This is a genomic window from Brachymonas sp. J145, from assembly GCF_036312245.1.
GTDB lineage: Bacteria > Pseudomonadota > Gammaproteobacteria > Burkholderiales > Burkholderiaceae_C > Brachymonas > Brachymonas wangyanguii.
Map to the genome: position 1 here is coordinate 52,199 of NZ_JAZDCI010000003.1, position 12,473 is coordinate 64,671.

At 62.8% G+C, this 12,473-nt stretch carries 16 protein-coding genes; 13 read left to right on the forward strand and 3 right to left on the reverse strand.

Going from position 1 to position 12,473, the window contains the following annotated elements:
- Positions 1-52: 52 nt before the first annotated feature.
- From V1261_RS04130 to tatC, 9 genes are all read left to right on the forward strand, one after another.
- Positions 53-1,033, forward strand: a complete 981-nt coding sequence (locus V1261_RS04130; RefSeq protein ID WP_329770183.1) for an NAD-dependent epimerase/dehydratase family protein — start codon at positions 53-55, stop codon at positions 1,031-1,033.
- Positions 1,027-1,809, forward strand: a complete 783-nt coding sequence (gene hisF / locus V1261_RS04135) for an imidazole glycerol phosphate synthase subunit HisF (protein ID WP_329770184.1) — start codon at positions 1,027-1,029, stop codon at positions 1,807-1,809. Before V1261_RS04130 ends, hisF begins: the two co-directional genes overlap by 7 nt.
- 15 nt (positions 1,810-1,824) lie before the next feature.
- Complete coding sequence (gene hisI / locus V1261_RS04140) at positions 1,825-2,220, forward strand: phosphoribosyl-AMP cyclohydrolase (protein WP_329770567.1); 396 nt, start codon at positions 1,825-1,827, stop codon at positions 2,218-2,220.
- The gene (locus V1261_RS04145) at positions 2,220-2,579 is read left to right on the forward strand and encodes a phosphoribosyl-ATP diphosphatase (protein WP_329770185.1); all 360 of its coding nucleotides are present in this window, start codon (positions 2,220-2,222) and stop codon (positions 2,577-2,579) included. The genes hisI and V1261_RS04145 overlap by 1 nt, the downstream gene beginning before the upstream one ends.
- Before the next feature lie 36 nt (positions 2,580-2,615).
- Positions 2,616-3,059 carry a DUF4870 family protein gene (locus V1261_RS04150; RefSeq protein WP_329770186.1) on the forward strand — a complete coding sequence of 148 codons (444 nt, stop codon included), beginning with the start codon at positions 2,616-2,618 and terminating at the stop codon, positions 3,057-3,059.
- Positions 3,060-3,135: 76 nt separating this feature from the next.
- Positions 3,136-3,489, forward strand: coding sequence for a histidine triad nucleotide-binding protein (locus V1261_RS04155; RefSeq protein WP_329770187.1), 354 nt, complete (start codon positions 3,136-3,138; stop codon positions 3,487-3,489).
- Between the two features lie 75 nt (positions 3,490-3,564).
- Positions 3,565-3,801 (forward strand): Sec-independent protein translocase subunit TatA, encoded by a 237-nt coding sequence (gene tatA, locus V1261_RS04160; RefSeq protein ID WP_329770188.1) that lies wholly within the window; start codon positions 3,565-3,567, stop codon positions 3,799-3,801.
- Positions 3,802-3,834: 33 nt separating this feature from the next.
- Positions 3,835-4,392: a Sec-independent protein translocase protein TatB gene (tatB, locus tag V1261_RS04165; RefSeq protein ID WP_329770189.1), complete on the forward strand. Its 558-nt coding sequence runs from the start codon at positions 3,835-3,837 to the stop codon at positions 4,390-4,392.
- Positions 4,393-4,450: 58 nt separating this feature from the next.
- Entirely contained in the window at positions 4,451-5,245 is a 795-nt protein-coding gene (tatC, locus tag V1261_RS04170; RefSeq protein WP_329770190.1) for a twin-arginine translocase subunit TatC, read from the forward strand.
- Positions 5,246-5,315: 70 nt separating this feature from the next.
- Here tatC and V1261_RS04175 read toward each other — a convergent pair whose 3' ends face one another.
- Entirely contained in the window at positions 5,316-6,047 is a 732-nt protein-coding gene (locus V1261_RS04175) for a glycosyltransferase (protein ID WP_329770191.1), read from the reverse strand.
- A 4-nt stretch (positions 6,048-6,051) separates the two neighbouring features.
- Positions 6,052-6,525, reverse strand: a complete 474-nt coding sequence (gene yhbY / locus V1261_RS04180; RefSeq protein WP_329770192.1) for a ribosome assembly RNA-binding protein YhbY — start codon at positions 6,523-6,525, stop codon at positions 6,052-6,054.
- Between the two features lie 50 nt (positions 6,526-6,575).
- Between yhbY and V1261_RS04185 the strand changes: the two genes are divergently transcribed.
- From V1261_RS04185 to glmM, 4 genes are all read left to right on the forward strand, one after another.
- Positions 6,576-7,244 (forward strand): RlmE family RNA methyltransferase, encoded by a 669-nt coding sequence (locus V1261_RS04185; RefSeq protein WP_329770193.1) that lies wholly within the window; start codon positions 6,576-6,578, stop codon positions 7,242-7,244.
- 137 nt (positions 7,245-7,381) lie between these two features.
- The gene (ftsH, locus tag V1261_RS04190) at positions 7,382-9,349 is read left to right on the forward strand and encodes an ATP-dependent zinc metalloprotease FtsH (protein WP_329770194.1); all 1,968 of its coding nucleotides are present in this window, start codon (positions 7,382-7,384) and stop codon (positions 9,347-9,349) included.
- Positions 9,350-9,422: 73 nt separating this feature from the next.
- Positions 9,423-10,337, forward strand: a complete 915-nt coding sequence (folP, locus tag V1261_RS04195) for a dihydropteroate synthase (protein ID WP_329770195.1) — start codon at positions 9,423-9,425, stop codon at positions 10,335-10,337.
- Between the two features lie 97 nt (positions 10,338-10,434).
- The gene (glmM, locus tag V1261_RS04200) at positions 10,435-11,775 is read left to right on the forward strand and encodes a phosphoglucosamine mutase (RefSeq protein WP_329770196.1); all 1,341 of its coding nucleotides are present in this window, start codon (positions 10,435-10,437) and stop codon (positions 11,773-11,775) included.
- A gap of 50 nt (positions 11,776-11,825) precedes the next feature.
- Here the strand turns inward: glmM and V1261_RS04205 are convergent, their stop codons facing one another.
- Entirely contained in the window at positions 11,826-12,434 is a 609-nt protein-coding gene (locus V1261_RS04205; RefSeq protein ID WP_329770197.1) for an NUDIX hydrolase, read from the reverse strand.
- Positions 12,435-12,473: the final 39 nt, after the last annotated feature.

Here is a 12,473-nt window from a genome sequence, read left to right on the forward strand (position 1 = left end):
GGTCAGTCGCTGCTACATTCGGGGCTGCCTGAGCCTGTCATGATGCTGTTCCATGTCCTTGTTCCGTCCCCGCACCGTTGATCCCGAGACCCGACGCCCGCGCGCATGGCCGGCCCGTTTCCGCCGCCAGCGTCTGCTGATAGTCGGCTGTGGCGATGTCGGTGCGCGCGTGGTGCGGCAAGCCGTGCCACGCCGCGGCGTGCAGCTGCTGGCATTGAGCAGCCAGCCGCAGCGGCTGGCTGCGCTGCGCACACAGGGGCTGGCGGTGCTGTCCGGCAACCTGGACCAGCCGCACAGCCTGCGCCGGCTGGCTGGCTGGGCGCATCGCGTGCTGCATCTGGCGCCACCGGGTGCCGATGGTGGCGCATTGGACCTGCGCACACGCACCCTGGTGCAGGCCTTGCGGCGTGGCCGACAACCCTTGCAACTGGCCTATGGCAGCACCAGCGGTGTCTATGGCAACCGCCACGGTGCTTTGCTGCGTGAAACCGATGTCGTGGCCCCCGCCACCGATCGCGCGCGCCGCCGCGTGCATGCCGAACAGACCCTGCGCCGCTGGGGCCGGCAAGGCCTGGGCCAGCCTGCCATCAGCATCCTGCGCATACCGGGCATCTACGCGCCAGACCGGCCACAAGGCACGCCGCGTGAACGCTTGTTGCGTGGCACACCGGCCTTGCAGCCGCAGGATGACAGCTACAGCAACCACATCCATGCCGATGACCTGGCGCGTGCCTGCTGGTTGGCGTTATGGCGTGGCCGGCCACAGCGCATCGTGCACGTGAACGACGATGCGCGCCTGAAAATGGGGGACTATTTTGATCTGGCGGCTGATCTGTATGGCTTGCCTCGTCCGCCACGCATCAGCCTGGCTGCGGCGCGCGAACAGCTGTCGCCGATGCTGCTGAGTTTCATGCAGGAATCGCGCCAGTTGGACAACCGCCGCCTGAAACAGGAACTGGGGCTGGTGCTGCGTTATCCGACGCCGGAACAGGGGCTGCTGCCAAGGCAGCCGTTACAATCCGCATCATGCTAGCCAAACGAATCATCCCCTGTCTCGACGTTACCGGTGGCCGCGTGGTCAAGGGCGTCAATTTTGTCGAACTGCGCGATGCCGGTGACCCGGTCGAAATCGCCGCCCGCTATAACGAGCAGGGCGCCGACGAACTCACTTTCCTGGACATTACCGCCACCAGCGATGGGCGCGACATGATCCTGCACATCATCGAGGCGGTGGCCAGCCAGGTCTTTATCCCACTGACGGTAGGCGGTGGCGTGCGCACGGTCGATGATGTACGTCGCCTGCTCAACGCTGGCGCCGACAAGACCAGTTTCAACTCGGCGGCCATTGCCAATCCCGAGGTCATCCGCGAGGCTGCCGGCCGCTACGGCTCGCAGTGCATTGTGGTGGCAATCGACGCCAAGCGCCGCGTGCTGCCCGAAGATATTGCCGCACGCGGAGAGGGCTGGGACGTTTATAGCCACGGCGGCCGCCAGAACACCGGCCTCGATGCCGTGGCCTGGGCGCGCCAGATGGCCGACTATGGTGCCGGCGAAATCCTGCTCACCAGCATGGACAAGGATGGCACCAAGAGCGGTTTTGACCTGGAACTCACGCGTGCCGTCAGCGATGCGATTTCGGTACCGGTAATCGCTTCCGGTGGTGTTGGCAACCTGGATCACCTGGCCGATGGCGTGCAGCAGGGCGGTGCCGATGCCGTACTGGCCGCCAGCATCTTCCACTATGGCGAATACACCGTGCTGCAGGCCAAACAGCACATGGCGGCGCGCGGCATTCCGGTGCGCCTGTAAGGAGACGCCATGACGATGACGCCAGACTGGCTCGATGCCGTGCGTTGGGATGCCAACGGCCTGGTGCCGGTGATTGCCCAGGAAGCCGCTACCGGCGACGTGATGATGTTCGCCTGGATGAACCGTGAAGCGCTGCAGAAGACTGCCGAGCTTGGTCGCGCCGTCTACTTCAGTCGTTCGCGCAACAAGCTCTGGTTCAAGGGCGAGGAAAGCGGCCATGTGCAGACCGTGCACGATATCCGCCTCGACTGCGACAACGACGTGGTGCTGCTCAAGATCACGCAGCTCGGCCACGAGCCCGGCATTGCCTGCCACACCGGCCGCCACAGCTGCTTTTACCAAAGCTTGCAAAACGGCCACTGGCAAGCCATCGATCCGGTCTTGAAAGACCCTGAAAGCATCTACAAGTAATGGCCATGACCTTCACCACGCAAGACATCCTCGCCCGTGTCGCCGACACGCTGGAATCGCGCCTGCCGGCACGCGGTGGCAATCCCGAGACCAGTTATGTGGCGAAACTGCTGCACAAGGGCCCGGACGCCTTCCTCAAGAAAATTGGCGAGGAAGCCACCGAAACCGTGATGGCAGCCAAGGATGTGGATGCCGGTGCCGACAAGGCCAAACTGGTGTATGAAATCGCCGATCTCTGGTTCCACAGCATGATCGCGCTCACGCACTACGGCCTGCGTCCGGAAGACATTACGGCGGAACTTGCGCGCCGCGAAGGGATCAGTGGCATTGCAGAGAAGGCGAGCCGTCCGGCCGACTGACTCCGCGCCACCCACCGTTCTCGACAAGGAGTTGCCATGAACGACGTGCTTGACGTAAAAGCCCGCGAAACCCGGCCCCAGGCGCAAGTGCAGCCGCCAGCCTTCCCGCAGGGATACGACCTGGAAACCCGCGCCCGCAACCTCAAGGCCGTGGGCTGGGTCAGCTATCTGCTGCACTTGGCGGTGGCGCTGGCCGCCGTCATTCCGGGCCTGCAGGTGGGGGTGGCGGTGCTGATCCTGGCCTTCGTGATTGACCTGGTCAAGCGCGATGACGCCAAGGGTACCTGGCAGGAAAGCCATTTCAGCTGGCGCATCCGCTCCGTGCTCTGGGCCACCTTCTGGTATGTGGTGACCAGCCCGCTGTTCCTGCTGCTGATCGTGCCCGGCTACCTGGCCTGGGGCATTGTCTCGATCTGGTTCCTGTACCGCATCGTGCGCGGCATGGTGCGCATGAATGACAACCGTCCGGTAGGTGCATGACGCAGCAATGTCAGCTATGTGTCACGGTTCCGGGTGATAATCCACGGATTGTTTGTCAAACCACCCGGACGTGAGCATGCAAGCCGACTGCATTTTCTGCAAGATTGCCGCAGGACAGATTCCCTCGAACAAGGTGTACGAGGACGAAGACATCTTCGCCTTCCATGACATCAACCCGTGGGCACCCGTGCATTTCCTGATCATTCCCAAGCGCCATATCAGCTCGATGGCGGCGCTGACCGAGGCCGATGCGGCCCTGATGGGCAAGATCATGACGCTGGCACCGAAGCTGGCCATGGAGCAGGGCTGCGAGCCCTATCCCGAAGGCGGCTTCCGCGTGGTCATCAACACCGGCGAGCAGGGCGGTCAGGAAGTGCACCACCTGCACGTCCACGTGATCGGCGGACCGCGTCCGTGGAAAAAAGGCTGAGTCAGGGCATTCCGCCTTGCTGCACCGCACATTACAATCATTTTTCTGAACTGAACATACATCAAGGAGTTCAACATGGGTTCTCTGTCCATCTGGCACTGGCTGATCGTGCTGCTGATCGTGGTCCTGGTATTCGGTACCAAGAAGCTGAAGAACATCGGCACCGACCTGGGCGGCGCCGTCAAGGGTTTCAAGGACGGCATGAAGGAAGGCGAAACGCCGGCCGATGCCGCTGCCCAGCAGCAGGTCACGGCCAGCAAGGCGGCTGACCAGGCCAACACCATCGACGTCGAAGCCAAGAACAAGTCCTGATGCGCCGTCTGACGGTGACAGGAGCAGGCGAGCGTGATTGATCTCGGTATTTCCAAGCTGGCGCTGATCGGCGTGGTGGCGCTCGTCGTCATCGGGCCGGAAAAGCTGCCGCGCGTGGCGCGCACCGTGGGTGCGCTGGTTGGCAAGGCGCAACGCTATGTGAGCGACGTCAAGGCGGAGGTCACGCGCAGCATGGAGCTGGACGAGCTGCGCAAGATGAAGGAAACGGTCGAGGGTGCCGCGCGCGATGTCGAGCGCGAGATCCACGAAACCGGCCGCAGCGTGCAGACCGACCTGGAAGGCAGTTACGACAGCGGCAGTACCAGTAGCACGATGGGTAGCGCTGCTGACAGCAGCTCCAGTTCCGGTGCCGGCTCGGTGTTCCAGTCTGACGACAGCTATGCCACGGCAGAAGGTGGCCACACCGGCTACACGCCGCGTCCGGCCTCGTCGTATCGCCATCCGCGCAAGAACTGGCGCGTCAAGCGCGGTGCCACGCCGGTCTGGTACAAGCAGCAGCAGGGCGTTCGCACCCATATCCAGTCGGCAGCTGCGCGCGTGGCACGCTTCCGCCCCAAGAAACGCATCTGATGCACACCCGGTGCCGGATCTTCCGGTGCCGGCCATCTTTTCCATCTGAACAGGTACCATGGCTGAGGACAACAAGCAGGACGAGCTCGCGGGTAGCGAGCAGCCCTTCGTCGAGCATCTGATCGAGCTGCGCGACCGCATCCTGTACATGCTGTACGGGGTCGCCGCGGTGGCGCTGGTGCTGGCCTTCTTTCCCGGTCCGGATGGCCTGCTCAACTTCATTGCGCAGCCGATCCGGGCCCATATGCCGGCCGATTCGCGCCTGATCGCGGTCGATGTGTTTTCCCCTTTCTTCGTGCCGCTCAAGGTATTGATGATGGTTGCGGTGCTGGCAGCCTTGCCCTGGCTGATGTACCAGGCCTGGGCCTTTGTCGCGCCGGGCCTGTACAACCACGAAAAGAAATTCGCGATGCCGCTGATCATCTTCGGCAGCCTGCTGGCCTATGCCGGCATTGCCTTCGTGCAATTCTTCGTGCTGGACAAGATGTTCAATTTCATCCAGCACTTCACGCCGGATTCGGTGGCGGCCACGCCTGACGTCGCTTCCTACGTGCAGGCGATCCTGTCGCTCTATCTGGCGTTTGCGCTGGCCTTCCAGGTGCCTATCGTGGTGATGCTGCTGGTGCGTTTCGGCATGGTCACGGTGGCGCAGCTCAAGTCCTTCCGGGGCTATTTCATCGTACTTGCTTTCGTCGTGGCCGCGATTGTCACGCCGCCTGACGTGCTGTCACAGCTGGCACTGGCGATTCCCATGTGCTTGCTGTACGAGGTCGGCATCTGGGGGTCGGGCTGGTTCAATCGCGTCAGCAAGTCGCCTGACAGCGAGAACGAGGACGAGGCCAAGGCGGAGTAAGCACCGCCACAGGCACGCAGGATGCAAAAGGCCGGCTTCAAGCCGGCCTTGCTGTTGCTGTATGCGCGCCTTATTCGCGCCAGTATTGCGATACCCAGGTGGCGGGTTCGATATGGCGGAAGCGGCGGTTGCGGCGGCCCGCCAGGGCATCCGGCGGGTTGCATTCGCCATGGAAGATCACGATGCGCGCGTTCTTCGGCACAAAGGGCGGCTTCCAGTAGTTGGTTGGCCAGGCGGGAATGCAGTGGTACTTGAAGCTCGGGCACCAGTCTTTCGGCCAGTAGCTCAGCTTGCCCAGCTTGTGCATCTCGTCCGACAGGTAGGCCTGCTCGTTGCGGAACTGCTCGCGGATGGTCGCAAACTCCTTGCGGAACTTGTCGAGGATTTCCGGATAGGCGCCAATCTTGAAACGGTAGACCGAGGAGTTGCCGGTAATGCGCCAGGGGCGCTTGTAATCGTGGATGATGACGAAGTCGCCGGGATAGGTAAAAAAGTCGTCCAGCGGGCCGGTGATGACGACATCCACATCCAGGAACAGGGCGGTGCCTTGCAGGCCGTGCAGGTCTGCGGTGAAGGTGGTCAGCTTGTTCCAGCCACGTTCGGGAATGCCGGGCGGCAGATCCAGCGGCGGAATCGGGTAGCATTCGACTTCTTCGCGAATGCCCTTGCTGTCATCGGTCAGGCAGACCAGACGAAAATCGCCACTCAGGTGACGGCGCACCATGGCGTACAGGCGGTTGATGTACTCGGGGCCGTACTTGGTGCCCCATTTCATGCACAGGATGATGCGATCATCGCTCATGGGCTCAGTCTCCCTGGCGCTTCTTGGGCGATACCTGGCGCTTCTTGGCGCGCTTGAGGATGCCGCCGGCAGTCAGGCGCTGGTTGCCGAGCACGCGTACCGTGCGCACCTGCGGACGCTGGCCGCCACGGCTACTGTTCTTGATGACCTTGATGTCGCGTGGGCCGGGCATGCGGTCCTCGTCAATCTCGCGCTCCTTTTCGGGGATCGGGCGCCACAGCACGAACAGCTTGCCGATATGCTGGATCGGGGCAGCATTGAGTTGGTCGGCGATCTGCTGGTACATCTGTTCGCGCGCTTCGCGGTCGTCGCCGAGCACGCGGATCTTGATCAGGCCGTGGGCGTTGAGGGCAGCATCGGCTTCGCGCAGCACGGCTTCAGACAGGCCATCGGCACCGATCATCACGACCGGTGACAGGTGATGGGCTTCGGCGCGGTGGACCTTGCGTTGCTGCGTGGTCAATACAATCTGGGGCATTGGACTATGATTCCTGAAAAGGGAGTGTCTGCAGTATGCAGGCGACAAACATGAAATTCAAAACCAAAAGCAAGAAAGTCAACAAGTCATGGCTGCATGACCATATCAACGATCCGTACGTCAAGCTGGCGCAGCGGGAAGGGTATCGTGCGCGCGCAGCCTACAAGCTCAAGGAAATTGACGAGACGCTGAACCTGATCCGCCCGGGCGACTGGGTCGTCGATCTGGGATCTGCGCCGGGAGCCTGGAGCCAGTATCTGCGGCGCAAGCTGTCTCCGGACGGAGCGGCGGTTGGTGAGCTCAATGGCAGGATTATCGCACTGGACCTGCTTCCCATGCAGCCGATCGAGGGTGTCGAATTCCTGCAGGGGGATTTTCGTGAGGACGAGGTGCTGGAACAGCTGCAGGAAAAACTGCAGGGGCGCAAGGCCGATGTGGTGGTGTCCGACATGGCGCCCAACCTGTCCGGCGTGGAATCGGCCGATGCCGCGCGCGTGGCGCACCTGATCGAGCTGGCGATCGAGTTTTCGCTGCAGCACCTCAAGCCGGAGGGTGCGCTGGTGACCAAGGTGTTCCACGGCAGCGGCTACAGCCAGCTGGTCAAGCTGTTCAAGGAAACCTTCCAGGTGGTCAAGCCGGTCAAGCCCAAGGCTTCGCGCGACAAGTCGTCTGAAACCTTCATCGTCGGCATGCGCCTGAAGGCACCGCAGCAGGACTGAAGGCCGGCGCATATCCGTGTATCCGACATGGACGGACACAAAATGCTGTCCTGCCCATGTCTTGAAACACCTAAAATGGCCCCATATGGAAATATCGGCATGCCTTCTGCATGCCATGGAATGTCATGGAGTAAGGCTTGAACAGGCAATTGCTATCAAAAGTCGCAGTATGGTTCGTGGTTGCCATGGTGCTCTTCACCGTCTTCAAACAGTTCGAGACAGGTGCAACGGGACCGGGCAGCACGGTTGCCTATTCCGAATTCATTTCGGACGTGCAGAACCGCAGGATCAAGAGCGCCACCATCCAGGAAGGCAGCAATGGTTCCACCGAGATCATGGCGGTCACGATGGACGACCGTCGCATCCGTACCACGGCCACCTATCTGGATCGCGGCCTGGTCGGTGACCTGCTGAACAACGGCGTCAAGTTCGACATCAAGCAGCGCGAGGAAGGCTCGCTGCTGGGCAGCCTGCTGATCAGCTGGGGGCCGATGCTGCTGCTGATTGGTGTCTGGGTCTATTTCATGCGCCAGATGCAGGGCGGCGGCAAGGGCGGTGCCTTCAGCTTTGGCAAGTCCAAGGCGCGCATGCTGGATGAAAACAACAACACCGTGACCTTTGCCGATGTCGCCGGCTGCGACGAGGCCAAGGAAGAAGTCAAGGAAGTGGTGGACTACCTGCGTGACCCGCAGAAGTTCCAGAAGCTGGGTGGCCGCATCCCGCGTGGCCTGCTGCTGGTTGGCCCGCCGGGTACCGGCAAGACGCTGCTGGCCAAGTCCATCGCTGGTGAAGCCAAGGTACCGTTCTTCAGCATTTCCGGTTCCGACTTCGTCGAGATGTTTGTTGGCGTGGGCGCGGCCCGCGTGCGCGACATGTTCGAGAACGCCAAGAAGAATGCCCCGTGCATCATCTTCATCGACGAGATTGACGCCGTCGGTCGCCAGCGTGGTGCCGGTCTGGGTGGTGGCAACGACGAACGCGAGCAGACGCTGAACCAGCTGCTGGTCGAGATGGACGGTTTCGAGACCAACCTGGGCGTGATCGTGGTGGCTGCCACCAACCGCCCGGACATCCTGGATGCCGCACTGCTGCGCCCGGGCCGTTTCGACCGCCAGGTCTATGTCACGCTGCCCGATATCCGTGGCCGCGAGCAGATCCTCAACGTGCACATGCGCAAGATCCCGGTAGGTCCTGACGTCAACCCGGCCATCATCGCGCGCAGCACGCCGGGCATGTCCGGTGCCGATCTGGCCAACCTGTGCAACGAGGCTGCGCTGATGGCGGCTCGCCGCAACGCGCGCCTGGTCGAGATGCAGGACTTCGAGAAGGCCAAGGACAAGATCATCATGGGCCCCGAGCGCAAGAGCATGGTCATGCCCGAGGAAGAGCGTCGCAACACGGCCTACCACGAGTCCGGCCACGCCTTGATCGGTCGTCTGCTGCCCAAGTGCGATCCGGTGCACAAGGTCACCATCATCCCGCGCGGCCGTGCGCTGGGTGTGACCATGAGCCTGCCCGAGAAGGACCGCTACAGCTACGACAAGGAGTTCATGCTGAACCAGATCAGCATGCTGTTCGGTGGCCGTATCGCCGAAGAGGTGTTCATGAACCAGATGACCACTGGTGCCAGCAACGACTTCGAGCGTGCCACGCAGATTGCGCGTGACATGGTGATGCGCTACGGCATGAGCGAGGCCTTGGGCCCGATGGTCTATGCCGAGAACGAGGGCGAGGTGTTCCTGGGTCGCAGCGTGACCAAGACTACCAACATGAGCGAAGAGACCATGCGCCGCGTGGACGAGGAAGTGCGCCGCATCATCGACGAGCAGTATGCGCTGGCGCGTCGCCTGATCGAGGAAAACTCCGACAAGATGCATGCCATGGCCAAGGCGCTGCTGGACTGGGAAACCATTGACAGCGAGCAACTGGATGCCATCATGGAAGGCCGCGAGCCGCAACCGCCCAAGGACTGGGCACCGCGCACCCCGCCCAAGGGCGATGGCGATGCGGGTGGCGGTACGGCACCGGCCACGGTGACCGCTCCCGCCACGCCGCCGGCAGCCCCGGCGCCCGAGGCCAAACCGCCGGCCTCCAACCCGACCTGATCACGCTGGCGTGATGTCCACAGCGGAGCCTGGTGCTCCGCTGTTTTGTTTTCTGAAGCGACTGGAGATTTGCATGACCGAACAGACCCTCTGGCAAGCCGGCGACTACACGCTGGACCTGCAGCGCCCACATATCATGGGCATCGTCAACGTGACTCCCGATTCCTTTTCTGACGGAGGCCACCATGCCGATACGCGCAGTGCGCTGCTGCATGCCGAGCAGCTGTTGTACCAGGGTGCAACGATCCTGGATATTGGCGGTGAATCGACCCGTCCCGGCTCGCCGGCGGTGCCGCTGGAAGAAGAGCTGGCGCGCGTGCTGCCGGTCGTGAAGGCGGCGACTGCCTACAAGGTGCCGCTCTCGGTCGATACCTACAAGCCGGAAGTGATGCAGGCCGTACTCAATGCCGGCGCCGCCATCATCAACGACATCTGGGCATTGCGCTGGCGTTCCGGCCCCGACGGGCTGGATGGCGAGCAGGTGGTGGCCCAGCATGGCCGCTGCGGCGTCTGCCTGATGCACATGCACCGTGATCCGCAAAGCATGCAGGTGCAGCCGATGCAGGGCAGCCTGCTGGACACAGTGCAGGAAGTACGCGCCTTCCTCGACCAGCGTTCGCACGTGCTGCGCAGCCTGGGCGTCAGCAAGGACCGCATCGTGCTGGATCCGGGCATCGGTTTTGGCAAGACGGTGCCGCAGAACCTGGCGTTGCTGGCGCACCAGCGCGAGCTGATGCGTGGTGGCCATGCGGTGCTGGCTGGCTGGTCGCGCAAGTCCAGCCTGGGTGCGGTGCTGGAAGCGCTGCCGCCCGGCGTGATGGACGTGAGCTACAAGTCCGACTTGCTGGCGCACGAACGCAGCCTGGCCAGCGTCAGTGCTCATGTGCTGGCCGTGGAGCGCGGTGCGCGCATCGTGCGCGTGCACGATGTAGCCGCCACGCGCCAGGCGCTGGCGGTCTGGGAAGCCATGCACCGCACCGAGTCCTGAGGCCGGGAACGTGGACTGCTACCGCCGGGATCTCACCGGAATCAGGTAGTATGGAAAGATCGCCTGCGACAGGCAAAGAAGAAAAGGTCAGAGACGCATGAGTGGCAAACGCAAGTATTTTGGAACCGATGGCATCCGCGGCCCGGTCGGACAACATCCGCTGACGCCGGATTTCGTGATGCGACTGGCGAATGCCGTTGGCCGCGTGCTCAAGCGCAGTGACGAGCGTCCCACTGTCATCATCGGCAAGGACACGCGCATTTCCGGATACATGCTGGAGAGCGCGCTCGAGTCCGGTTTCAACGCAGCTGGCGTGGATGTGGTGCTGCTCGGTCCGGTGCCGACGCCGGCCGTGGCCTATCTGACGCGTGCCCAGCGTGCCTCGCTCGGCGTGGTGATCAGCGCCAGCCACAACGCCTTTGCCGACAACGGCATCAAGTTCTTCAGCTACAAGGGTGCCAAGCTGTCCGATGCCTGGGAGCTGGAAGTAGAGCAGGGCATTGACGAACCGATGGTGTGCATGCCGTCTGAGCAGCTGGGCCGCACCTGGCGCCTCAAGGATGCGGTCGGGCGGTATGTCGAGTTCTGCAAGAGCAGCTTCGATTATTCCCTGAGCCTGCGCGAGCTGAAAATCGTCGTCGATGCCGCCCATGGTGCGGCCTACCAGATCGCGCCCATGGTGTTCCATGAGCTGGGCGCGCAGGTGATTGCCATCGGCTGCGAACCGGACGGCATCAACATCAACAAGGGCGTGGGTGCTACCGCCCCTGATGCACTGGTGGCAGCGGTGCGTGAGCATGGCGCCGATTACGGCGTGGCCCTGGATGGCGATGCGGATCGCCTGCAGATGGTCGATGCTTCCGGTCGCCTCTACAACGGTGACGAACTGGTCTACCTGCTGGCGATGGATCGCCTGGCGCAGTACAAGCCGGTGCCGGGCGTGGTCGGTACGCTGATGACGAACATGGCGATCGAGACCGCGCTGCGTGCCAAGGGCATCGAGCTGATTCGCGCCAAGGTGGGCGACCGCTATGTGCTGGAGCAGCTGCAGAAAAATGGCTGGCTGATTGGCGGCGAAAGCTCCGGCCACATTCTGGTGCTGGACAAGCACAGCACCGGCGATGGCCTGGTGAGCGCGCTGCAGGTGCTGAATGCGGTGGTGCGCAGCGGCAGCAGCATGGCCGAGATGCTGGCCGATGCCAGCCTGTTCCCGCAGACCATGATCAACGTGCGCATGGAAGCCGGCACCGACTGGCAGGGCAGTGTGGAGCTGCAGCAGGCGATTGTCGAAGCCGAACAGGCGCTGGCTGACAATGGCCGCGTACTGATCCGTGCCAGTGGCACCGAGCCGGTGCTGCGCGTGATGGTGGAAGCGCGTGATGCCGCCGAGGCGCAGCGCTGGGCCGAGGCGATTGCCGCGAAAGTGCCTGTGCGCTGACGGGTCGACTGATCGATGACGACGCCCTGCCATGACCGGCAGGGCGTTTTTTACGCCTGCTGGTCGCGTACGAAATCGCGGCCGCTGATGTCGCCGGTGTGGACCAGGAAGTGGCCGCGCACGCGATCGGCAAAAAAGGCCTGCAGCGCGTGCTGCACGGTCAGGAAAGAGAGCTCTTCCCAGGGGATTTCGTCTTCGGCAAACAGGCGCGCTTCCTGTGTCTCGATGCCCGGATCGAACTGGTCATGCTGCAGCGTGCACAGGTAGAACAGGTGCACCTGGCTGGCTTGCGGCACGTTCATCACGGCAAACAGCGGACCCATGTCAAAGGCGGCACCGGATTCCTCGCGCGTTTCGCGCGCGGCGCCCTGGGCGGTGGTTTCGCCAAGTTCCATGAAACCGGCTGGCAAGGTCCACTTGCCGTAGCGCGGCTCGATATTGCGCTTGCACAGCAGGATCTTGTCGCCCAGCACCGGAATCGTGCCGGCCACCACCAGCGGGTTGACGTAATGGATGGTGCCGCAGGCCGGGCAGACGGCGCGTTCGCTGCCATCGCCTTCGGGCACGCGCATCTCGTTACGCGTGCCGCAGTGGCGGCAGAAAAGGTTTTCGGTTCGGGGGGGCTGGCAGGTGGGCGTAAACACGTCGGGCTGATACATTGGACACACGGCAGGCGTGCGAATGCCTGCCAATTTACC

Excerpts from the sequence above, each read along its gene's own strand:
- V1261_RS04185 (WP_329770193.1), top strand. The coding sequence starts at position 6,576 with ATGAAATTCAAAACCAAAAGCAAGAAAGTCAACAAGTCATGGCTGCAT.
- folP (WP_329770195.1), top strand. The coding sequence starts at position 9,423 with ATGACCGAACAGACCCTCTGGCAAGCCGGCGACTACACGCTGGACCTG.
- V1261_RS04130 (WP_329770183.1), top strand. The coding sequence starts at position 53 with ATGTCCTTGTTCCGTCCCCGCACCGTTGATCCCGAGACCCGACGCCCG.
- V1261_RS04150 (WP_329770186.1), top strand. The coding sequence starts at position 2,616 with ATGAACGACGTGCTTGACGTAAAAGCCCGCGAAACCCGGCCCCAGGCG.
- yhbY (WP_329770192.1), bottom strand. The coding sequence starts at position 6,525 with ATGCCCCAGATTGTATTGACCACGCAGCAACGCAAGGTCCACCGCGCC.
- V1261_RS04145 (WP_329770185.1), top strand. The coding sequence starts at position 2,220 with ATGGCCATGACCTTCACCACGCAAGACATCCTCGCCCGTGTCGCCGAC.
- V1261_RS04175 (WP_329770191.1), bottom strand. The coding sequence starts at position 6,047 with ATGAGCGATGATCGCATCATCCTGTGCATGAAATGGGGCACCAAGTAC.
- V1261_RS04155 (WP_329770187.1), top strand. The coding sequence starts at position 3,136 with ATGCAAGCCGACTGCATTTTCTGCAAGATTGCCGCAGGACAGATTCCC.
- hisF (WP_329770184.1), top strand. The coding sequence starts at position 1,027 with ATGCTAGCCAAACGAATCATCCCCTGTCTCGACGTTACCGGTGGCCGC.
- tatA (WP_329770188.1), top strand. The coding sequence starts at position 3,565 with ATGGGTTCTCTGTCCATCTGGCACTGGCTGATCGTGCTGCTGATCGTG.
- hisI (WP_329770567.1), top strand. The coding sequence starts at position 1,825 with ATGACGCCAGACTGGCTCGATGCCGTGCGTTGGGATGCCAACGGCCTG.
- V1261_RS04205 (WP_329770197.1), bottom strand. The coding sequence starts at position 12,434 with ATGTATCAGCCCGACGTGTTTACGCCCACCTGCCAGCCCCCCCGAACC.
- glmM (WP_329770196.1), top strand. The coding sequence starts at position 10,435 with ATGAGTGGCAAACGCAAGTATTTTGGAACCGATGGCATCCGCGGCCCG.
- tatC (WP_329770190.1), top strand. The coding sequence starts at position 4,451 with ATGGCTGAGGACAACAAGCAGGACGAGCTCGCGGGTAGCGAGCAGCCC.